The organism is Spirillospora sp. NPDC047279 (assembly GCF_040643285.1).
In the GTDB taxonomy this organism is placed as follows: domain Bacteria; phylum Actinomycetota; class Actinomycetes; order Streptosporangiales; family Streptosporangiaceae; genus Spirillospora.
This window is the reverse complement of sequence record NZ_JBEYUA010000009.1, coordinates 269,001-288,985: the sequence shown is the minus strand read 5'-3', so window position 1 is coordinate 288,985 and position 19,985 is coordinate 269,001. Positions and strand designations below refer to the sequence as shown.

Here is a 19,985-nt window from a genome sequence, read left to right as displayed (position 1 = left end):
GCTGCGGCAGGGCGCGTTTTAGCGGAGGACGCAGGAGTTCCCTTTTTCCGCGCCTGGGGGTTTGGCTTGAATAATGCTTTGTTCGCGAATGACGGCGGCGGCGCCCCTTCGAGGGGGCGCCGCCGCCGGAGTCCGGCCGGGCCGGAGAAGGGATCAGGGGCGCAGATGGACCTGCGCGGTGCGGTCGGCGTCGTCGGTGCCGCCCGCGTGCCCGGCGGTGGCGATCGTCGCGGCGAAGAACACCGCGAGCATGAGCAGGCCCACCAGGACCACCGGCAGGAGCGCCCATCGCGAGGGCAGGCCCATCACGCTGGAGTCGTAGCCGCCGAACGCGGACAGGCGGCGGGTGTACTCCGGATCCTCGGCCGCCGTCCGGCGCGCGATCTCGTTGAGCACCCGGTTCTCCGCCGCCGACAACCCCATTCCGTCCCCCCAAGTCGTGTGACTGATCCTGAAGAGTCGGTTTTAATCGGTTTTGGGCTGCCTGTCCACTTTCTTGACCAGGTCATTGCCATGAGCCCGGCCACACCGGGCTCGGTCCCCGGCCGGAGCCCGGAGCGTCAGCCGGAACGGTCGGCCAGCGCGTCGGCCCCCGCGACGATCTCGCTGAGCTCCACCGTGATCTGCGCCTGGCGCGCCTCGTTCATCTGCTGGGTCAGCTTGCCGATCAGCTCGTTGGCGTTGTCGGTGGCCGACATCATCGCCGACCGGCGCGCCGCCCACTCGGCCGCCGCCGACTCCAGCAGCAGGTGCCAGATCCGCCCGCGCACGTACTGGTGCAGCAGGCCGTCCAGCACGTCCACCGGCGCCGGTTCGAACTCGTACGCGGGGAAGACCCCCGCCGCGCCGACCTCGGCCGCGGAGACCTCCTCGATCTCCAGCGGCAGGATCCGCAGGGTCGTCATGCGCTGGGAGATCATCGACACGAACTCGGTGTAGATGACGTGCACCCCGCCGATGCCGCCCTCGGCGGTCGGCATCCGGAATGCCTCGACGAGCGTCCGGCCGATCTCCTCGGCGAGCGCGTACGTCGGCTGGCCCGACTGGCCGGTCCACTGCCCCGCCATCTCCCGGTCGCGGAACCTGAAGTAGTCCACGCCGCGCCGCCCGCACACGTAGAACACCGGCTCGCACCCCGACTCGCGCAGGGAGGCGCCCAGGAGGTCCGCCTGCCGCAGCACGTTGTGGTTGTACGCGCCGCAGAAGCCCCGGTCCCCCGTCATCAGCAGCACCGCGGCCCGGGACGCGTCGGGGTTCTCGTTCAGGAGCGGATGGTCGATGCCCACGTGATGGCTCACCAGCGCGGACACCGCCTGGGTCAGCTGACGCGAGTACGGCTTGGCCGCCGCGACCCGCTGCTGGGCGGTGGAGATGCGCGCGGCCGCGATCAGTTCCTGGGCTCGGGTGATCTTCGCGGTCGACTTGACGGAGCGGATGCGCGAGCGCAGCGCACGCAGTTGAGCAGCCATGCGATCAAGCTGCCATCGGCGGGCCGCCCGGTCGCCCGTGCTGCCGTATCCCGCCGCAGGTTTTACCGGCACTTCACCCTGCGCGCGGACCTGCCCTCCACCGTCCCTAGAATCGAGTCCATGGCACCCCCCGGAGGAGAGCACGCCGTCGCGCTGGACGGCCTGGTCAAGCGCTACGGCGCGGCGACCGCCGTCGACGGCCTCTCGTTCCGGGCCGGACGCGGCGAGGTGACGGCGCTGCTCGGGCCCAACGGGGCGGGCAAGACCACGACGATCGAGATCTGCGAGGGCTTCCGCCGCGCCGACGCCGGCACGGCGCGCGTCCTCGGCCTCGATCCCGTCCGCCAGGCGCGGGCGCTCAAGCCGCGCGTGGGCGTGATGCCTCAGTCGGGCGGGGTGCCGGGCACGGCCCGGGCCGCCGAGTTCCTGAGGCTGGTCGCCGCGTTCCACGCCCATCCACTCGACCCGGCGGCCCTGCTCGACCGGCTCGGCCTCGCCGGGCACGCCCGCACGCCGTTCCGGCGCCTGTCGGGCGGCCAGCAGCAGCGGCTCTCGCTCGCGGTCGCCCTCGTCGGCCGGCCCGAGCTGGTCTTCCTGGACGAACCCACCACCGGCCTCGATCCGCAGGCCAGGCACGACACCTGGGAGCTGGTCGAGGAGCTGCGCGCCGCCGGGGTCTCGGTGCTGCTGACCACGCACTACATGGAGGAGGCCGAGCGCCTCGCCGACCAGGTCGTGATCGTCGATCACGGCCGGGTGGTGGCGCAGGGCAGCCCGGCCGAGCTCGCCGGCGCCGAGCGCCAGCTGCGGTTCCGCGCCCGGCCCGGGCTGGGCCTGGACGAGCTGCTGGCGGCCCTCCCGACGGGCAGTGCCGCCAAGGAGTCCCCGGCGGGCCACTACCTGATCGAGGGCGACGTACGGCCCGAGCTGCTGGCCACCGTGACCGCCTGGTGCGCCTCGCACGGCGTGCTCACCGAGGATCTGCGGATCGAGCGGCGCACGCTGGAGGACGTCTTCCTGGAGCTGACCGGACGGGAGCTGCGCGCGTGACCACCCCGACCACGCCGGCCGGCACGGCCGCGCTGGACTTCACGCCCGCCCCGGCGGCCGTGCCGCTGCCGCGGATGATCCTCGCCCAGACCGGCTACGAGGTGCGCACGCTGCTGCGCAACGGCGAGCAGCTGCTGCTGACGATGATCATCCCGGTGGTGCTGCTCACCCTGTTCAGCGCCACCTCGCTGCTCGATCTCGGCCCGGGCGACCGGGTCGACTTCCTCACGCCCGGCATCCTCGCGCTCGCGGTGATGTCCACCGCGTTCACCGGCCAGGCCATCGGCACCGGCTTCGAACGCCGCTACGGGGTGCTCAAGCGGCTCGGGGCCACCCCCCTGCCGCGCGCCGGGCTGATCGCCGCCAAGACGCTGACCGTGATCGCGGTGGAGGCGCTCCAGGCGATCGTGATCTGCGCGGTCGCGTTCGCGCTGGGCTGGGAGCCGCACGGCGACCCGCTCGCGGCGGTGGCGCTGATCCTGCTCGGCACCGCCGCGTTCAGCGGCTTCGGCCTGCTCATGGCCGGCACGCTGCGCGCCGAGACGACGCTGGCCGCGGCCAACCTCGTCTACATCCTGCTGCTGGCGGTCGGCGGCGTGGTCTTCCCGCTCGACGAGTTCCCCTCCGGCGTCCGCTCGGCCCTGGAGCTGCTCCCGATCTCGGCGCTGGCCGACGGCCTCCGGCAGGTCCTTCAGGACGGCGCGGGGCTGCCCGGCGGGCCGCTGCTGGTCCTCGCGGTCTGGGCGGTCGCCGGCCTGGCGCTGGCCGCCCGTTTCTTCAAGTGGGAGTGATCTGTGGCACTGGCTGAGGCCCCCGGTTCGATCAGCGGCGCCGGCGGGTTCTCCCGCCGCACGCGGAGACTGTCGTTCGGGGCGGTGCCGCCGCCCGCGCTCATCCTGCTCGGCATCCTGTCGGTGCAGGTCGGCGCGGGCATGGCCAAGCACCTGTTCGACCGGATCCCGCCGGACGGGGTCGTGCTGCTGCGGCTGGCCACGTCCGCCATCGTCCTGGGCTTCCTCAGCCGCAAGGTGCTGCGGACCGTGCTGCGGGACCACTCCCGCCGCGACCTGGCCGTCGCCGCCGGGTTCGGGCTGACGCTCGCGCTGATGAACTACTCGATCTACCAGTCGTTCTCCCGCATCCCGCTGGGCGTGGCGGTGACGATCGAGTTCCTCGGCCCGCTCGCGGTGGCCGTCGCCGCCTCGCGGCGGGTCCGCGACGCGCTGTGGGCGCTGCTGGCGGGCGGCGGCGTGGTGCTGCTCGCCCGCGGCGGCGACGTCGATCCGGTCGGCATCGCGTTCGCGCTGCTCGCGGGCGTCTGCTGGGCGGGCTACATCCTGTTCAGCGCGGCGACCGGCCGCAGTTTCGCCGGCTCCAGCGGCCTCGCCGTGGCCAGCATCGTCGGCACGTTCGCGATCATGCCCGTCGGCGTGGCCTCCAGCGGCTCCGCCCTCCTCAGCCCCGAGCTGCTGATCATCGGCCTGGGCGTCGGCCTGCTCTCCTCGGTCATCCCCTACTCGCTGGAGCTCGAGGCACTGCGGCGCATGCCCGCCCGCGTCTTCGGCATCCTGATGAGCCTCGAACCCGCCGTCGCCGCGCTCGTCGGCGTCCTGCTGCTGGGCGAGATCCTCTCCTGGCGGCAGTGGCTGGCCATCGGCTGCGTCGTCGTGGCCTGCGTCGGCGCCACCCGCGGCCAGGAGGAGCCGCCCGGCGCCCCCGAAGCCTGACTAGGATCACAGGAGAAGGACGCGTCGACAGAGAGGGGCCGCCGTGACCGCCTGGCGAGAAGAAGAGGGGCTGCCGCCCGAGTTCTTCGAGGCGGGCTCACCGTCGTTCGTCGACTTCCTGCGCACCCGCGCGCCTGAGCTCCTGCCGGTCAACCGGCAGCCCGCGAACGTCCCGGACCTGCCGCACGGCACCACGATCCTGGCGCTGACCTTCCCCGGCGGCGTGATGATGGCCGGCGACCGGCGCGCCACCCGGGGCCACGAGATCGCCTACCGGCGCCTCGACAAGGTCCAGCAGGCCGGCGAGCACTCCGTGGTCGCCTTCGCCGGCACGGTCGGCCTCGCGCTCGACATGGTCCGGCTCTTCCAGGTCGAGCTCGAGCACTACGAGAAGATGGAGACGGTCACCCTCTCCCTCCAGGGCCAGGCGCGCCGCCTCGGCACGGTCATCCAGGCCAACCTGGCGCAGGCGCTCCAGGGCCTCGCGGTCGTCCCGCTCTTCGCCGGCTACGACGCCGAGGCCGGCCACGGCCGGATCTTCACCTACGACATCATCGGCTCGCCGCAGGAGGCCCGCGACTTCCACGCCGACGGCTCGGGCTCCCCGTACGCGCAGGGCGCCCTCAAGAAGCTCTACCGCTCCGACCTCACCGAGGAGGAGGCGGCCACCGTCTGCGTCCAGGCCCTGTACGACGCGGCCGACGACGACGCCGCCACCGGCGGGCCCGACCAGATCCGCCGCATCTACCCGGTGATCGCCTCGGTGACCGCGGACGGCTACCGGCGCCTGCCCGACGAGCAGGTGGGGGCCATCGTCGACGAGGTCGTCCAGGGCCGGCACGACAACCCGGGCGGCCCGGTGGCGCCGCTCCGCTGACTGTCGGAGGCGGTCCCTAGGATGCCCGTATGGCACGGGCGAACGACGAGGCCGCCGAGCTCATCCAGGAGCTGGCCGACCTCCTCTCCATCACGGGCGGCGACGCGTTCAAGATCAGGGCCTACGAGAAGGCGGCCCGCGCGGTCGCGGGCTTCCCCGACGACATCTCGGGGCTCGACCTCGACGGGCTGAAGAAGATCCCGACCGTCGGCACCGCGATCGCCAAGAAGCTCGCCGACTACAACGAGACCGGCACCATCCGCCAGGTCGAGGACCTGCGCGCCCAGATCCCGGCGGGCGTCCGGGCCCTGACCGCGATCCCCACCCTCGGCCCCAAGAAGGCACTGGCGGTCTACGAGGAGCTCGGCATCTCCTCGGTCCCCGAGCTGGCCCAGGCCATCCAGGAGGGCCGGCTGCGCGGCCTCAAGGGCTTCGGCGCCAAGACCGAGGACAACATCCTGCGCGGCATCGAGCTGCTCCAGAGCTCCGGCGAGCGCGTCCTCATCGACGTCGCCGCCGACCTGGCCGACGAGATCGTCGCCGCCCTCTCCGCGCTCCCCGCCGTCCAGCGTTGCGCCCACGCCGGCAGCCTGCGCCGCATGCGCGAGACGATCGGCGACATCGACGTCCTGGCCGCCTCCGACGACCCCCGCCCCATCATGGAGGCGTTCACCGCCCTCCCGTTCGTCGCCGACGTGGTCGTCAGCGGCGACAAGAAGACCTCCATCCGCACCGCCAAGGGCCTCCAGGTCGACCTGCGCGTCGTCCCGCCCGCCTCCTGGGGCGCCGCCCTCCAGTACTTCACCGGCTCCCAGGCCCACAACATCCGCACCCGCGAGATCGCCGTCCGGGCGGGCCTCAAGCTCTCCGAGTACGGCCTCTTCGACAACGAGACCGACGAGCTGATCGTCTCCTCCACCGAGGAGGAGGTCTACGAACGCCTCGGCCTCCCCTGGATCCCGCCCGCCCTCCGTGAGGACACCGGCGAGATCGAGGCCGCCCTCGCCTCGGACCTCCCCCGCCTGGTCACCGTCGACGACCTCCGGGGCGACCTGCACAGCCACACCGACCTCACCGACGGCCTGGCCACCCTGGAGGAGATGGTCGAGAAGGCGGCCTCCCGCGGGCTCGAGTACTACGCCGTCACCGATCACGCGCCCAACCTCTTCATGCAGCGCATGACCGACGAGAAGATGCTCGCCCAGCGCGAGCAGATCCGCGCCCTCCAGGCCGAGTACCCCGGCCTGACCCTCCTGCACGGCACCGAGCTCAACATCGACCCCGACGGCGAGGTCGACTGGGACGCCGACTTCCTGTCCGGCTTCGACATCTGCGTCGCCTCGGTGCACTCGGCGTTCACCCAGGACGCCGCCGAGATGACGCGCCGCTTCGTCCGCGCCTGCGAAAACCCGCACGTGCACGTCATCGGCCACCCCACCGCACGCCTCATCGGCAAGCGCCCGCCCGTCGACGCCGACTGGGACGAGGTCTTCCGCGCCGCCGCCCGCACCCGCACCGCGATGGAGATCGACTCCTTCCCCGACCGCCTCGACCTCCCCGCCGGCCTGATCCGCCGCGCCCTCCGCCTCGGTGTCAAGTTCTCCATCGACACCGACGCCCACGCCCTCGGCCACCACCGCAACATCCGCTATGGCGTGGGCACCGCCCAGCGCGGCTGGCTCACCCCCGACGACGTCATCAACACCTGGCCCCTCGACCGCCTCCGCGCCTACATCGGCAAGACCTGACCGGCCCGGCGCCGGCTCACCGGTGCGGGCTGATCGCGCCCACCAGGAAAGGCCCGTCGAGAAGGCTCGGGGTGAAGGCGACGCCGGTGACCTCGGCGGCCAGTGCGAACGACCGCGCGATCCTGTGCTCGTGGCGGCCCGGCCAAGCCTCCATGGCATCGTCCACGCTCTCGTGGAGGAGCCCGGCCCTTCCCATCGCCCGGTTGAGCCGATCCGGCTCGCCGCCCCACCGGCGGCCCGGCGAACGCGACGCGAACCCAGTGATCAGTTCGCCGTCGGCCGCGTACACGAAGGAGTCCTCCGCGTAGTCGTGCCGGGAGACGGCCACCATCTCGCAACCTCGGGAGAAGGCCGGGTAGCACTCGTGCAGGACGGCGTACCAACCCAGCAGTTCGAGGGCCACGCTCCACTCACCGACCTGGCGCACCCCGACGTGGCCGCTGCCGGATCCTTCCCGAGTCCTCCTGACGAAGTCCTCGACGACCTCCCACAACCCCTCGACGGGCATCTGCCGTCCCGCCTCCTCGTCCGGGCCGAAGCGGCGCAGGACGTCGGCGGGGGCCAACCCGTGGAAGAACGACGCGCAGAAGATCTCGCCGAGCCGCCGCGGGTGCCCGCCGGGCCGTCGAGCCAGTGGTACGGAGAGTGCGGATCGGCCACATCGACCTCCTTCCGCCAGGGCGCCGGGTCAGACCATGTACTGGTCGTGGCGGTGGTAGAGGTCGGTCCACTCCTGCTCGCCGAGCCGGCGTCCACTGGTCACGATCTCGGCGAGCTCCTCGAAGTAGCCCTCGCGAGGAGCTCCCGGAGCGAACAGGACGAGCATCGTGGCCGGTCCGTCCTCGTTGCGGAAGGCGTGGATTCCGCCGGGAGGCACGAAGAGGAAGTCCCCCGAACGGCTTGGTGCCCAGCGTTCACCGTCGTACAGGCTGACCGTCCCGTCCAGGACGAAGAAGGACTCGGAGAACGTCTTGTGGAAGTGCGGCTCTCCTCCGGACGGCTCGGCGCCCATCTCCCACCGGTAGAGCCCGTACTGGCCGCCGGTGCTCTCCCCCGTGGCCAGGTAGTGCACCCTCGTGCGCCCGCCGATGCGCAGGTCCGGGTCGCCGCCCCCGGTGTGGAGCGTGCCGCTGATCTCGCCCTTGTCGCCGAGGTAGAGCGCGTCCGGGTAGGACATGACGTTCCTCCTTGTTACGTCCCCAGTGCCGTCGGAGTAGATGATCTCGCGTGCATCCGGCGTGACGTGGGTCATGCTCGCCGGGCATGATCGCTAGAGCACACGGCCCGCCCGCGACCTGGATGGGTGACATGCTCCCTCAACACTTCGTCAGCGCGCTGGACGTCTTCGAAGCGGTACTGACCTCGGTGCCTCCCGACCGGTGGGACTCCCCCTCCCCTTGTGAAGGATGGTCCGCGATCGACGTGGCCGGTCACATCATCGGCGGCATCCTGACGATCGAGGCTCGTGCGGCCGGCCGCACGCCTCCTGAGGTCGGCCATGACCTAGCCCCGGACGACCCGCTCGCTGCCTGGCATGCCGCGCGCTCCGCCGCCATGGCCGCCCTCACGTCCGAGGCCCTGAACCGCAAGGTCCGGCTCGCGTTCGACCACGAGGTCACCGTCGCCCAGTGGCTGGAGCAGTATCCGCTGGAGCTGCTCGTCCACTCCTGGGACCTCGCTCAGGCCACCGGCCAGCCGATCGGCCTCCCGGCGGACCTCGTCGGCCCCGCGTTGCAGACCGCCGAACAGTTCGCTCCGCACGGGCGCGAAGCCGGAATGCTGGGCCCCGAACGGCCCGTTCCCGCCGACGCCGACCCCCAGACCCGTCTCCTCGCCCTCTTCGGCCGCGCGACCCCGTGAGCGGAGTCGCGCAACCGCAGCATCCCCTACGGCTGGTGGTCGTGCTCCACCACCGCGATCCCGCACCGCAGCGGCGCGATCCTGATCATCGCGTTCGCACCGAACGGCTTCAGCAACTCGGTGACCTGCTACGCGCACGACGCCGGCAACGGCACCGAGGTCGGACGTGTCACCGCCAGGTACTGGACCTCGCCCAGCAAGGAGACCCGTGGCCTGACCAACCGCTACTTCCTGGTCTGCATCCGTTCCACGGACAGGGACTCAGGAGGCGGCGGCCGCATCGAGAACTAGTGCGGCCCCGCGGAAGTTTCTTGTGGTTCGTGGGCTGTGCTGATGATCACGCGGTGTAACGGGCCAGGTGGATGATGGCGGCGGTGTCGAATGCCTGATGGGGGTGGCCGGTGTCCTGGCCAGTGCTGAGCCGGCCGGGGACGTAGGTTTCGGTGGCCGGGTCGTAGATCGCGAATGCCCAGTCCTCATCGTCGCCGAGGTATTCGATCCGGCAGAGTTTGATCTGCTCGTTCATGCCGGGAAGGAAGCCGTCCCAGGCGATCAGGTAGCCGAACGATCCGCGCCAGGTGATGGTCACTTCTTCCAGCCTCCGGTAGCGCTGGAGGGCATGGTGATCGACCATGTCTCCGATGCGCATTTTGAGGCAATCTGGCGGGACGGCCATGTTCACAGTGTCGCCGACGCCGGTGCCCGCCGGTAGTGCCGAGCCTGGGTGACACGCCGGGGCGGCAGCGCCGATATCCCACGTTTCGTGCCGCACACCGCCTCCCTGCAGGCCATGGCGGTGAACGTCACGGCGGTCACGGCGGAGGCCCCGCACCCACAGCCGGAATCGGCAACTCCCCGGGAGGTTGGGAGTCGGCCGGGGCGCCCGCAGGGGTGCGCGGCGCCTTGGGGAAGACGGGCCACGAGGCCCACACCGTCTTGCCGGTGTCGTACCGCTGGACGCTCCAGTCGTCCGCAAGTGCGTCCACGATGAACAGCCCGCGGCCGCTCTGGCTCACGAAGTCCGGCTCACGGGGCTCCGGCAGGGCGTCCGGGTACGGGTCCCAGACGCGCACCTCCACCCGTCCGTCGCGGATCATGAAGCTGTAACTCACCCACGCCGCGGCCTCGCCCTGCCCGAGCACGAAAGTGATCGCGTTCGTGAGCAGTTCGGAGAGGACATTCTCGGCATCGTCGGACAATTCATTCAGGCCCCAGGAATCAAAGACCCGCCGGAGACTCGCGCGCGCGATGGGCACGACGTCGAATGCGGGCCTTACGCGTTCGGAGCTGTAGTGCTTCCGGATCTCCGCCATGACCACCTGCCTTTCAAAGTGACGCCCATCCTGTGTGAGCCGCGCTACTCTGGGCGAGTTGAGCGCAACCTACGCAAGTTTTAGGATCTTGAATGGCGCGTGCGGACGAGCTGGATCCCGACAACAATCCGTGGCATTGGCTAGCTGTTGACCTGCGCGTATGGCGGCTTATGCGCAACGTGACACAGGTCGAGTTGGGCGAGATGCTGAACGTCTCCAATTCTCGGGTTGCGCATCTTGAATCGGGCGGCTCTAAACTGAGCGAAGCTCAAGTCCAAAAACTGGACCGCGCCTGGAAGACTCATGGGCACTTTTCCCGCCTGCACCGGCACGCGGTCGCCGCGCACGACCCGAACTGGTTCGCGGCCTACACGAAATACGAGAGCCAAGCGACTTCCATTAGCGCCTACTCGGCACTGACGTTCCATGCCCTGCTGCAAACACCGGCCTATGCCCGCGCCCTCATCGAAGGGGCGCAGATGGCCGAAGACGTCGAAGAGACCCTGGAACTGCGCATGGCGCGCCAGGAGGTCCTTTCCCGGAGCTCGCCGCCCGACCTCGGTTTTCTGATCAAGGAATCAGTTGTCACGGACTTGATCGGCGGGATTGACGTGATGCGCGAGCAACTCGGCCATCTGCTGGACCTCAGCCAACGGCGCAGGCTGCTGATTCAGGTGGTGCCACGCTCCGCCGGCGCACATGCCGGGGTTGACGGCTCGTTCACTCTCTTGTCTTTGCCAAGACAGGATTTCTCCTGGTCACCGGCAGTGGGCGGCGGCCGACTGGACACGGACCCCAAGGCACTGCTGAATAGCCGGATACGGTATCGCCTGATTGGGGCAGACGCCCTATCGAGAGGTTCCACCAGGAGCTTCATAGCCAGAACCATGGAGGCGCTCCAGTGAACACTCCCACCTGGCGCAAGAGCAGTCACAGCGGCTCGGGCGCTGGAGGCGGCGAGGACTGCATCGAGGTCGCCGCCCTCGGTGACTCGATCGGAGTCCGCGACAGCAAGGCCCCCAGCGGGCCTCACCTCAGCTTGGCTCGCAGAGACTTCTCCGTCCTCGTCGGCCGCATCAAGCAGGGCGACGTCTGATCGGTCATCATCGCTGGTGGCCTCGTCCGTCGGGCGGGGCCACTTGCGTCTGTGCGGTCGGCGTCCATGGGCCTTGTCGGCTGGGCTGTGGGGTGGTGGATCAGCGGCGGCGGGTTGTGCCGAAGATGCCTCGTTCTATGCGCTTGGCCATGGTCTTGCCGAACGAGGTGCCGACGCTGAGGAGGACCTCTTCGAGGAGGTTCTCCGGGCCGGAGTCCTTCTTGGCTCGGCTCCGGGACGTCGTGCTGCGGGTGCGGGTCGGGGTGGCGGGGGGTAGGGGGTCTCGGCTGGAGTCGTACGGGGGCAGGTCCAGGGGTGGGTAGGGGGTGGCGGGCTGCTCGGGCGTGGGCGGGGCGGGCTCTGGGGGCGGCGGGGTCAGGCGGGCGGTGAGCATCTCGTAGGCGGACTCGCGGTCGATGGTCTGGCCGTATTTGGGGAGGAGCTGGGAGGCGGAGATGATCTGCTGCACCAGGGCCGGGTCGGACGGGGCCATGAGGGACTGGGGCGGGCGGATGCGGGTCCAGGCGACCGGGGTGGGGGCGCCCTTCTCGGACAGGACGGTGACGACGGCCTCTCCGGTGCCGACCTGGGTGAGGACCTCCTCCAGGTCGTAGGAGGAGTAGGGGAACGTGGTGGCGGTGGCCTTGAGGGCCTTGGCGTCCTTGGGGGTGAAGGCGCGCAGGGCGTGCTGGACGCGGGCGCCGAGCTGGGCGAGCACGTCTTCGGGGACGTCCTTGGGCGTCTGGGTCACGAAGAAGACGCCGACGCCCTTGGAACGGATCAGGCGGACGGTCTGGGTCACCGATTCGAGGAAGGCCTTGGAGGCCTCCTTGAAGAGCAGGTGCGCCTCGTCGAAGAAGAAGACCAGCTTGGGCTTGTCGAGGTCGCCGACCTCGGGCAGGTCTTCGAACAGCTCGGCCAGCAGCCACATCAGGAACGTGGAGAAGAGGGCCGGGCGGTCCTGGAGGCGGGGCAGCTCCAGGATGGAGACGACGCCGCGGCCGTCGGTGGTGGTCGTGCGGAGGAGGTCGGCCGGGTCGAACTCGGGCTCGCCGAAGAAGCGGTCCGCGCCCTGGGCCTCGAGGTTGATCAGCTCGCGCAGGATGACGCCCGCCGTGGGCTTGGCCAGGCCGCCCAGGCTCTTGAGCGCCTCGGCTCCCTCGGGGCTGGTCAGGAAGTGCACGACCGAGCGCAGGTCCTTGAGGTCGAGGAGGGGCAGCCCTGCGGTGTCGGCGTAGTGGAAGACCAGGCCGAGGGACGACTCCTGGGTCGCGTTGAGACCCAGCACCTTGGCGAGCAGGGTGGGGCCGAAGTCGGTGATGGTGGCGCGGATCGGGATGCCGTCGCCCTCGCCGCCGAGGGTGTAGATCTCGGCGGGGCAGGCGGTGGGCTGCCAGGCGGCGCCGACCGAGGCGGCTCGTTCGGCGATCTTGTCGTTGGCGGCGGCCGGTGAGGCCATGCCGGTGAGGTCGCCCTTGATGTCGGCGAGGAAGACGGGCACGCCCTGCGCCGACAGCTGCTCGGCCATGACCTGGAGGGTGACGGTCTTGCCGGTGCCGGTCGCGCCCGCCACCAGGCCGTGCCGGTTGAGCATGCGCAGCGGGATGCGGACCTTGGCGCCGGGGACGCCCTGGCCGTCCACGACGAGGGCGCCCAGCTCCAGCGCCGGGCCGTCGAACGTGTAGCCGCTGGTCACCGTGGTGACGATGTCGTCCATGCCTGCCCCCCGATGAGGTCAGCCGGCCGGGCAGGCGGCGAACATCTCACGAAGCGCCGCGCGTTCCGGGTCGGTGACCGTCAAGCCGTACCGTTTCTTGATCCCTACCCATCGCGTGGCGTAACCGCACCAGTACGCCTGGCGCGGACGCCACTGGTCAGGGGCTTTGCTGCTCTTGTCCTGGTTGGCCCGCTTGTCGACGGCCAGCATGTTGTCGATGTCGTTGGCGAACCGCACACGCTGGTCGAACGGCCAGCGGGAGGCGCCGGACCGCCAGGCCGCGCCCAGGGCGACGATGTGGTCGATCTCGATCTGGGACGGCGCGTAGCGCGAGTAGGGACGGGCCGCACCGGTGTAGGGGTCGGTGAGCGTGCCCTCGAAGATGACGCAGCGGTTGCGGTCGCCCGCCCGCACCCCGGCGAGGTCGCGCCGCAGCACCTCGTCACGGGCCTCGCAGCCGCCCTCGATCTTGGGGTGGCGCCCCTCCCCCGACCAGCCGGGGCCGAACGCGTCGCGCTGATAACGCTCGGAGTCGCGGTTGCGGGCGACGGTGAGGCTCTCCAACTCGCTCTTCGCCGCGGCGGCCGAGGGCGGGAACGGGCCGTCGCGTTCGGCCGGGGGCGCCGTCATGGGGGCGGAGGGCGTGATGGACGGTGGCGCGGTGAGGGTGGCGGAGGCCGCCGTGGAGGGGCCGGCCGAGGAGAGCACGCCGCGCACGGGATCGGGTGCCGAGGCCCACCGGTCCAGCGCGCGCAGGCCCAGCCAGGACGCGACCAGGACCAGGCCCACGAGCACGGCGTTGCGCGCCAGGCGCGGCCGTGCACGGGGCGTCGGGTCATGGTCACCTTGAGTCACAACGCCGAGCTTAGGGTGCGGCTCCGACAGAACGAGCTAAGGGGTCAGGCCGGCTGCGCGGCCCTGGCCTGGGCGGGCTCCGGCCGGGCGGTGACCAGGGGGCCGCGGTCGCGGGTGGCGAGGACGACGCGGAGGGCCGCGATCCACATGATCGCCGAGCCGAGCATGTGCAGGACCACCAGCGTTGCGGGGGCCCCGGTGAAGTACTGGATGTAGCCGATCACGCCCTGGGAGAGCTCCAGCACGAACAGCTCCATGGCCCGGCGCCGCAAGGCCGAGGGGGCGCCGGTGCGCTGGAGGACGACCAGCAGCACCACGGTGAGACCGACGGTCAGCCAGGCGAACGCGCTGTGCACGCGGGCGACGTCCTCGATGTTGAAGCCCCAGCGCCGCGAGTCGGCGTCACCGGCGTGCGGACCGGTGCCGGTGACGACCGTGCCGGCGACCATCAGGGCCGCCGAGACGCCCACCAGAGCGAGGGTGAGGCGGCGGACGCCGCGGCCGACCAGGGCGCGCGGCGGCTCGTCGCCCTCGCCCGCGCGCACCCAGAGGGCGACGCAGAAGATCAGGAGCACCGGCGAGATCAGGAAGTGCAGGGACACCGAGGCCGGGTGCAGCTCGGTGAGCACCACGATGCCGCCGATGATCGCCTGGGCGAACACGCTGGCGGGCTGCGCCGCGGCCAGGACCACCAGGTCGCGGCGGCGCGGGCGCAGGCGCAGCGCGGCCACGAAGACGGCGACGCCGACGGCCAGCACCAGGAACGTCAGCATCCGGTTGCCGAACTCGATCGCCATGTTGACGGCCGAGTGCTCGGGGTGCGCGGTGGGCACGAGGCTGTCGCCGGTGCACTTGGGCCATTCGGGGCAGCCGAGACCCGACTTGGTGACGCGGACGGCACCGCCGGTCGCGATGATGCCGGCGTTGCCGATCACTCCGAGCAACGCCAGGAGGCGCATCGACGCGGGGGTGGGGTCCCAGACCGCTCCCCAGGCCCTGGAGAGCGGGTTGCGCGGGGAGGAGGGACCGTCGGATCGTTCAGCCACGGCATTCATCGTATGGCCGCGCCCCGGTGACCTTGACCCGACCCCGGGTCATGTGTCGCACAAGGCCCCTGACCTCGTCCGGCAAGGGCCCTGGCCTAGCCGTACGGCCGCGCGGCGACCTAGCCGTACGGGCCGCGCGGCGGGCCGGGCGGACCTGGCGGGGGCGGTGGCGGTGGCGCCGGCGGCCCTCCGGGCGCCCCCGGACCCGCGAACCCTCCGGGGCCCGCGGGCGGCGGCATGAAGCCGGACGCGCCCTGCGGCGCCCATGGCGGGGCGGCGGACCCCGGCATCCGGGGCGGAACGCGCAGGAACGCCTGCCGGGCCATGCCCATCAGCCCCAGGAGGGCGTCGCGGCGGGTGGCGAACCAGTGCGGCTCGGCCACCCCGCGTTCGGCGCGCATGTGGAGCAGGGCCAGCTCTGTGGCGGCCAGCTGGTAGTCCTGCATGGCCCGGCCGGCGGGACGGCCGCCGACCGCGCGGGCCCAGCGGCGGGCGGCGCGCCGGGACGGCAGGTTGCGGAGCATCCGCACGTCCTGCGGCGTGACCAGCCCGGTGTTCTCGTACATCGGCAGGTACGCCTCGATCCGCCGGACCGTGCTGCGGCGCTCCACCACGACGATGACCACCAGCACGATGAGGACGCAGAAGTCGAGCAGGTAGACGATGCCCAGGCCGCCCAGCCCGAACGCGGTGGCGCCGTTCCAGAGGCCGTGCAGGACCATCGCGCCGAACAGCCCGAGGAGCGGCGCGAGCACCTGCTTGCCTCGATGGGTGGCGGCGTAGGCGACGCCCAGGCCGGTCATGGACGTGAAGATCGGGTGGCTGAGCGGCGCCACCAGGCCGCGCAGGATGAAGGTGGCCTGGAGCTGCTGGGCCCCGCCCTCCTCGAACGCCCGCGTGTAGTAGGTGATGTTCTCCATCATGGCGAAGCCGAGGCCGACCATCGTGGCGTAGATGATCCCGTCGGCGAAGCCGTCGATCTCGTTGCGCCGCGTCCAGAGCAGGACGAACAGGACCGCGCCCTTGAGCGTCTCCTCCACCAGCGGCGCGCCGAAGGTCGCGCTGACGAAGTGCCCCTCGGTCTCCCCGAAGATCGGCACCGTCACGTAGAGCAGGCCGAGGGTGTTGAGGACGAGCGCGCCCAGCACCGCCACGCCGGCGCCCCACATGAACGAGAACGCCAGCGTGCGGGGCGGTTCGGGCTCCAGCCGGTCGAGCGTCAGCGCGAGCGCGATCAGCAGCGGGATCGGGATGATCGCCAACAGCACGCCGACCCAGAACCCCGCCCCGCCGAACAGCGCGTCGATGGACAGCGCGACGACCGCGCACAACGACGACACGCTCAGGCCCACGATCAGGCCGATCGGCGGCCGTCCCGGGACACGTCCTTCGAGCACCGCTTTGGGATCTACTCGCGCCATATCGCGAGCGTAACCGTCCTGTCAGCGCCGCGTCAGGGCGGGACGCCGAAGGCGGTGGTCCCGGTAGGGACTCAGAAGAGCATCGGGTCGATCGCGACGGCGGTGAACAGCAGCGCCAGGTAGACGTTCGACAGGTGGAAGAAGCGCATCGGCCGGAGGTGGACACCGGTCACGCCGGCCCGCACCGCGCGCAGCAGCCGGTGCCCTTCGAGCAGGAAGACCGCGCCGAGCACGACCGCGACCGCCCCGTACACCGGCCCCATCCCGGCGACCGGCCACAGCAGCAGCGAGCAGGCCACCGTCGCCCAGGTGTAGAGCAGGCTCTCCACGACCACCCGGCGCTCGGTCGCGACGACGGGCAGCATCGGCACCTTGGCCAGCTTGTAGTCCTCGCGGTAGCGCATCGCGAGCGTCCAGGTGTGCGGCGGGGTCCACAGGAACACCACGCCGAACATCACGAACGGGGTCCAGCCGAGGCTCTCGGTGATCGCGGCCCAGCCGATCAGCACCGGCATGCAGCCCGCGATGCCGCCCCAGACGACGTTCTGTGACGTGCGCCGCTTGAGCAGCAGCGAGTACACGAAGATGTAGAAGAGGATCGCGAAGACCGACAGCGCGGCGGCGAAGACGTTCACCGTGAGGGCGAAGCCGACGGTGGAGCCGACCGCGAGCACGATGCCGAACACCAGGGCCTCGGCGGGCGAGACCTGGGCCCGGGCCAGCGGGCGGCGGCGGGTCCGGCGCATCTTGGCGTCGATGTCGCGGTCGATGTAGCAGTTGATCGCGTTGGCGGCCCCCGCCGACATCGTGCCGAACAGCAGGGTCGCCAGCGCCAGCCCGAGCGGCGGGACCCCGCGGGCCGCCAGGAACATCACCGGCAGCGTCGTGATCAACAGAAGCTCGATGACGCGCGGCTTGGTCAGCGCGACGTAGGCGCGCACCAGCGCGCCCACCGGGCGGCGCCCGGCCACCGTGGCGGCCGCGGCCTCCGGGGGCGCGAGCGACGCCTCCGGCATCTCCTCGGTCAGCTCGACGCCGAGCTTGTTACTGAGCACCGTCACAATCGGGTCCACGTCCAATTAGGCATGATGAGGTCACGCAAGACCTCGGCGGTGCCCCCCGTGCGGGCCGCACCTCGGCTTGATGAAACTGCCGCGGCCGCTGTCGTCAACCGCGGAATCACTGTAGTCCGACCCCTCCCAGGGTCACGCACCGGGGCACCGGACGCGCCGTAAGTGACCGCAAATCACGAGCTGGAACGCCCTCGCCCGCCAGGCGGGCCCCCTGGGGGCTCACTCCCGGCTCCCCCGCGAGTTCACTCCCGCGGGGGGTTAGCGTGAGAGATCATCGGGCAAGGCTCGACATGTGCGGCACGGCCGCCCGCCGGCCCGCCGTGCACCCAGACGTCAATTGGCGTGGCCGCCGGTTCGATAGGCTCGGAGGGCATGAGCGTGATCTCCGCCGGGCCGTGGTGACAGGGCCCGTTCGTGAAGATCATCGAAACGGCCGCGACGCGGCTCGACGGGGGAAGATCGACGGGCCGGGTCACGTTGCCGTAGAAGGCGGCCGCGCCATGCGCACGCACATTTGACGACGACGAAGCTGTGGGCGTTGAAGCCGGCACAGCGGTTCGAGAGGAGCCCGGCGTTCCGTGAGCAGGGACATCAGCACGTTCGAGTGGTCCGACCTCGACCGGCGGGCGGTGGACACGGTCCGCGCGCTCGCGATGGACGCGGTGGAGGAGGCGGGTTCGGGTCACCCGGGCACCGCGATGAGCCTCGCTCCGGCGGCTTATCTGCTCTTCCAGCGCTTCCTCGAGCACGACCCGACCGACCCCGGCTGGGCCGGGCGCGACCGGTTCGTGCTGTCGTGCGGGCACTCCAGCCTCACCCTTTACATCCAGCTGTACCTGTCGGGTTACCCGCTGACGCTGGACGACCTCAAGGCGCTGCGCAAGTGGGACAGCCTCACCCCCGGTCACCCCGAGCACGGGCACACCGCGGGCGTGGAGACCACCACGGGCCCGCTGGGCCAGGGCGTCGCCAACGCGGTGGGCATGGCGATGGCGGCCCGCCGCGAGCGCGGGCTGTTCGACCCGGACGCCGCGCCGGGCGAGTCTCCGTTCGACCACCACATCTGGGCCTTCGTCTCCGACGGGGACATCGAGGAGGGCATCAGCCACGAGGCGAGCGCGCTCGCCGCGCACCAGCGGCTGGGCAACCTCGTCGTCCTCTACGACGACAACCACATCTCCATCGAGGACGACACGCAGATCGCCCTGTCGGAGGACGTGCGCGCCCGCTACGAGGCCTACGGCTGGGACGTGCAGAACGTCGACTGGACGGTCAACGGCGAGTACGAGGAGAACGTCGGCAAGCTGGCCGAGGCCTACGCCGCGGCCCGCGCCGAGACGTCCCGCCCGTCGCTGATCGCGCTGCGCACGATCATCGGCTGGCCGGCGCCCAACAAGAAGAACACCGGCAAGATCCACGGCTCGGCGCTCGGCGCCGACGAGGTCGCGGCCACCAAGAAGATCCTCGGCCTCGACCCGGCCACGAGCTTCGACGTCCCCGCCGACGTCCTCGAGCACTCCCACCAGGTGATCGAGCGCGGCCGCGCCGCGCGCGCCGAGTGGGACAAGGCGTTCGCCGCCTGGCGCGAGGCCCACCCCGAGCGGGCCGCCGAGTACGACCGCATCTCCGCGCGCCGCCTGCCCGAGGGCTGGGCAGCCCGGCTGCCGGAGTTCGAGGCGGGCAAGGACCTGGCCACCCGCGCCGCATCAGGCGAGGTCCTCGGCGCGCTGGCGGGCGTGCTGCCCGAGCTGTGGGGCGGTTCGGCCGACCTGGCCGAGAGCAACAACACCACGATGAAGGGCGAGCCGTCCTTCATCCCCGAGGAGTTCCAGACCAAGGAGTTCCCGGGCGGGCCCTACGGCCGCACCCTGCACTTCGGCATCCGCGAGCACGCCATGGGCGCGATCCTCAACGGCATCGCGCTGCACGGCGGCACCCGCCCCTATGGCGGCACGTTCCTGGTCTTCAGCGACTACATGCGCCCGGCCGTGCGGCTCGCGGCGCTCATGAAGCTGCCGGTGACCTACGTCTGGACGCACGACTCGATCGGCCTGGGCGAGGACGGCCCGACCCACCAGCCGGTGGAGCACCTGTGGGCGCTGCGCGCGATCCCCGGCCTCGACGTGGTCCGCCCCGGCGACGCCAACGAGACGGCGGTGGCCTGGCGCACGATCCTGGAGCACACCGACCGCCCGGCGGGGCTGGCCCTCACCCGGCAGAAGATCCCGACGTACGAGCGCGGCGACGGCTTCGCGTCCGCCGAGGGCGTGGCCAAGGGCGGCTACGTGCTGGCCGACGCGAGCAACGGCACGCCCGAGGTGATCATCATCGCCACCGGCAGCGAGGTCCAGCTGGCCGTCGAGGCCCGCGAGACCCTCGAGGGCGAGGGCACCCCCACCCGGGTCGTCTCGATGCCGTGCGTCGAGTGGTTCGAGGAGCAGGACGACGCCTACCGGCAGCAGGTGCTGCCGCCAGCCGTCCGCGCCCGGGTCTCGGTGGAGGCCGGCATCTCCCTCGGCTGGCGCGCCTATGTCGGCGAGGCCGGGGAATCGGTCAGCCTGGAGCACTTCGGTGCCTCCGCCGACTACAAGACGTTGTTCCAGCAGTTCGGCATCACGGCGGAACGGGTCGTCGCCGCGGCGAAGGCCAGCCTGATCAAGGCCGGCGTCGCCGACGCGGGCCGCGGTCACACGACCGGCAACTGACCGCCGACCCCCGGACTCGATGAGGAGG

21 protein-coding genes are annotated in these 19,985 nt (G+C 71.2%); 10 read left to right on the top strand and 11 right to left on the bottom strand.

What is annotated here, in order from left to right:
• Window positions 1–153: 153 nt before the first annotated feature.
• Window positions 154–423, bottom strand: a complete 270-nt coding sequence (locus ABZ810_RS24525) for a DUF3040 domain-containing protein (RefSeq protein ID WP_358406797.1) — start codon at window positions 421–423, stop codon at window positions 154–156.
• A 137-nt stretch (window positions 424–560) separates the two neighbouring features.
• On the bottom strand, window positions 561–1,469 hold the full coding sequence (locus ABZ810_RS24520; protein WP_358406795.1) for a F0F1 ATP synthase subunit gamma: 909 nt from the start codon (window positions 1,467–1,469) through the stop codon (window positions 561–563).
• 120 nt (window positions 1,470–1,589) lie between these two features.
• Here ABZ810_RS24520 and ABZ810_RS24515 point away from each other — a divergent pair, with 120 nt between their 5' ends.
• The 5 genes from ABZ810_RS24515 to polX all read left to right on the top strand — a co-directional run bounded on the left by ABZ810_RS24515 (window position 1,590) and on the right by polX (window position 6,871).
• On the top strand, window positions 1,590–2,519 hold the full coding sequence (locus ABZ810_RS24515) for an ABC transporter ATP-binding protein (protein WP_358406793.1): 930 nt from the start codon (window positions 1,590–1,592) through the stop codon (window positions 2,517–2,519).
• Between the two features lie 74 nt (window positions 2,520–2,593).
• Complete coding sequence (locus tag ABZ810_RS24510; RefSeq protein WP_358407065.1) at window positions 2,594–3,310, top strand: ABC transporter permease; 717 nt, start codon at window positions 2,594–2,596, stop codon at window positions 3,308–3,310.
• Between the two features lie 3 nt (window positions 3,311–3,313).
• The gene (locus ABZ810_RS24505; RefSeq protein ID WP_358406790.1) at window positions 3,314–4,246 is read left to right on the top strand and encodes an EamA family transporter; all 933 of its coding nucleotides are present in this window, start codon (window positions 3,314–3,316) and stop codon (window positions 4,244–4,246) included.
• A 43-nt stretch (window positions 4,247–4,289) separates the two neighbouring features.
• Entirely contained in the window at window positions 4,290–5,123 is an 834-nt protein-coding gene (prcB, locus tag ABZ810_RS24500; RefSeq protein WP_358406787.1) for a proteasome subunit beta, read from the top strand.
• Between the two features lie 29 nt (window positions 5,124–5,152).
• Window positions 5,153–6,871: a DNA polymerase/3'-5' exonuclease PolX gene (gene polX, locus ABZ810_RS24495; RefSeq protein WP_358406786.1), complete on the top strand. Its 1,719-nt coding sequence runs from the start codon at window positions 5,153–5,155 to the stop codon at window positions 6,869–6,871.
• Between the two features lie 16 nt (window positions 6,872–6,887).
• Here polX and ABZ810_RS24490 read toward each other — a convergent pair whose 3' ends face one another.
• Complete coding sequence (locus ABZ810_RS24490) at window positions 6,888–7,463, bottom strand: DUF6461 domain-containing protein (RefSeq protein WP_358407063.1); 576 nt, start codon at window positions 7,461–7,463, stop codon at window positions 6,888–6,890.
• Between the two features lie 96 nt (window positions 7,464–7,559).
• Window positions 7,560–8,048: a cupin domain-containing protein gene (locus ABZ810_RS24485; RefSeq protein WP_358406784.1), complete on the bottom strand. Its 489-nt coding sequence runs from the start codon at window positions 8,046–8,048 to the stop codon at window positions 7,560–7,562.
• Between the two features lie 86 nt (window positions 8,049–8,134).
• Here ABZ810_RS24485 and ABZ810_RS24480 point away from each other — a divergent pair, with 86 nt between their 5' ends.
• Entirely contained in the window at window positions 8,135–8,731 is a 597-nt protein-coding gene (locus ABZ810_RS24480; RefSeq protein WP_358406781.1) for a TIGR03086 family metal-binding protein, read from the top strand.
• A gap of 120 nt (window positions 8,732–8,851) precedes the next feature.
• Complete coding sequence (locus ABZ810_RS24475; protein ID WP_358406780.1) at window positions 8,852–9,022, top strand: hypothetical protein; 171 nt, start codon at window positions 8,852–8,854, stop codon at window positions 9,020–9,022.
• A gap of 46 nt (window positions 9,023–9,068) precedes the next feature.
• Here the strand turns inward: ABZ810_RS24475 and ABZ810_RS24470 are convergent, their stop codons facing one another.
• The gene (locus ABZ810_RS24470; protein ID WP_358406779.1) at window positions 9,069–9,503 is read right to left on the bottom strand and encodes a hypothetical protein; all 435 of its coding nucleotides are present in this window, start codon (window positions 9,501–9,503) and stop codon (window positions 9,069–9,071) included.
• Between the two features lie 40 nt (window positions 9,504–9,543).
• Entirely contained in the window at window positions 9,544–10,044 is a 501-nt protein-coding gene (locus ABZ810_RS24465; protein ID WP_358406778.1) for an ATP-binding protein, read from the bottom strand.
• A gap of 92 nt (window positions 10,045–10,136) precedes the next feature.
• On the opposite strand from ABZ810_RS24465, the gene ABZ810_RS24460 reads away from it, so the two are divergent.
• The gene (locus tag ABZ810_RS24460) at window positions 10,137–10,949 is read left to right on the top strand and encodes a helix-turn-helix transcriptional regulator (RefSeq protein ID WP_358406777.1); all 813 of its coding nucleotides are present in this window, start codon (window positions 10,137–10,139) and stop codon (window positions 10,947–10,949) included.
• Window positions 10,946–11,140: a DUF397 domain-containing protein gene (locus tag ABZ810_RS24455; protein ID WP_358406776.1), complete on the top strand. Its 195-nt coding sequence runs from the start codon at window positions 10,946–10,948 to the stop codon at window positions 11,138–11,140. Before ABZ810_RS24460 ends, ABZ810_RS24455 begins: the two co-directional genes overlap by 4 nt.
• Window positions 11,141–11,240: 100 nt before the next feature.
• Here the strand turns inward: ABZ810_RS24455 and ABZ810_RS24450 are convergent, their stop codons facing one another.
• The 5 genes from ABZ810_RS24450 to ABZ810_RS24430 all read right to left on the bottom strand — a co-directional run bounded on the left by ABZ810_RS24450 (window position 11,241) and on the right by ABZ810_RS24430 (window position 17,195).
• Window positions 11,241–12,857, bottom strand: a complete 1,617-nt coding sequence (locus ABZ810_RS24450) for a helicase HerA-like domain-containing protein (RefSeq protein ID WP_358406774.1) — start codon at window positions 12,855–12,857, stop codon at window positions 11,241–11,243.
• Between the two features lie 18 nt (window positions 12,858–12,875).
• Window positions 12,876–13,712, bottom strand: coding sequence for a DUF1524 domain-containing protein (locus tag ABZ810_RS24445; RefSeq protein WP_358406773.1), 837 nt, complete (start codon window positions 13,710–13,712; stop codon window positions 12,876–12,878).
• A 44-nt stretch (window positions 13,713–13,756) separates the two neighbouring features.
• Entirely contained in the window at window positions 13,757–14,758 is a 1,002-nt protein-coding gene (locus tag ABZ810_RS24440; RefSeq protein ID WP_358406770.1) for a COX15/CtaA family protein, read from the bottom strand.
• Between the two features lie 119 nt (window positions 14,759–14,877).
• Entirely contained in the window at window positions 14,878–16,179 is a 1,302-nt protein-coding gene (locus ABZ810_RS24435) for a PrsW family intramembrane metalloprotease (protein ID WP_358406769.1), read from the bottom strand.
• 71 nt (window positions 16,180–16,250) lie between these two features.
• Window positions 16,251–17,195, bottom strand: a complete 945-nt coding sequence (locus ABZ810_RS24430; protein ID WP_358407060.1) for a heme o synthase — start codon at window positions 17,193–17,195, stop codon at window positions 16,251–16,253.
• Window positions 17,196–17,830: 635 nt separating this feature from the next.
• On the opposite strand from ABZ810_RS24430, the gene tkt reads away from it, so the two are divergent.
• Window positions 17,831–19,957: a transketolase gene (gene tkt / locus ABZ810_RS24425; RefSeq protein ID WP_358406767.1), complete on the top strand. Its 2,127-nt coding sequence runs from the start codon at window positions 17,831–17,833 to the stop codon at window positions 19,955–19,957.
• Window positions 19,958–19,985: the final 28 nt, after the last annotated feature.

Excerpts from the sequence above, each read along its gene's own strand:
- polX (WP_358406786.1), top strand. The coding sequence starts at position 5,153 with ATGGCACGGGCGAACGACGAGGCCGCCGAGCTCATCCAGGAGCTGGCC.
- ABZ810_RS24430 (WP_358407060.1), bottom strand. The coding sequence starts at position 17,195 with ATGCCGGAGGCGTCGCTCGCGCCCCCGGAGGCCGCGGCCGCCACGGTG.
- ABZ810_RS24485 (WP_358406784.1), bottom strand. The coding sequence starts at position 8,048 with ATGTCCTACCCGGACGCGCTCTACCTCGGCGACAAGGGCGAGATCAGC.
- ABZ810_RS24465 (WP_358406778.1), bottom strand. The coding sequence starts at position 10,044 with ATGGCGGAGATCCGGAAGCACTACAGCTCCGAACGCGTAAGGCCCGCA.
- ABZ810_RS24520 (WP_358406795.1), bottom strand. The coding sequence starts at position 1,469 with ATGGCTGCTCAACTGCGTGCGCTGCGCTCGCGCATCCGCTCCGTCAAG.
- ABZ810_RS24525 (WP_358406797.1), bottom strand. The coding sequence starts at position 423 with ATGGGGTTGTCGGCGGCGGAGAACCGGGTGCTCAACGAGATCGCGCGC.
- ABZ810_RS24515 (WP_358406793.1), top strand. The coding sequence starts at position 1,590 with ATGGCACCCCCCGGAGGAGAGCACGCCGTCGCGCTGGACGGCCTGGTC.
- ABZ810_RS24460 (WP_358406777.1), top strand. The coding sequence starts at position 10,137 with ATGGCGCGTGCGGACGAGCTGGATCCCGACAACAATCCGTGGCATTGG.
- ABZ810_RS24435 (WP_358406769.1), bottom strand. The coding sequence starts at position 16,179 with ATGGCGCGAGTAGATCCCAAAGCGGTGCTCGAAGGACGTGTCCCGGGA.
- ABZ810_RS24480 (WP_358406781.1), top strand. The coding sequence starts at position 8,135 with ATGATCGCTAGAGCACACGGCCCGCCCGCGACCTGGATGGGTGACATG.
- ABZ810_RS24450 (WP_358406774.1), bottom strand. The coding sequence starts at position 12,857 with ATGGACGACATCGTCACCACGGTGACCAGCGGCTACACGTTCGACGGC.
- ABZ810_RS24510 (WP_358407065.1), top strand. The coding sequence starts at position 2,594 with ATGATCCTCGCCCAGACCGGCTACGAGGTGCGCACGCTGCTGCGCAAC.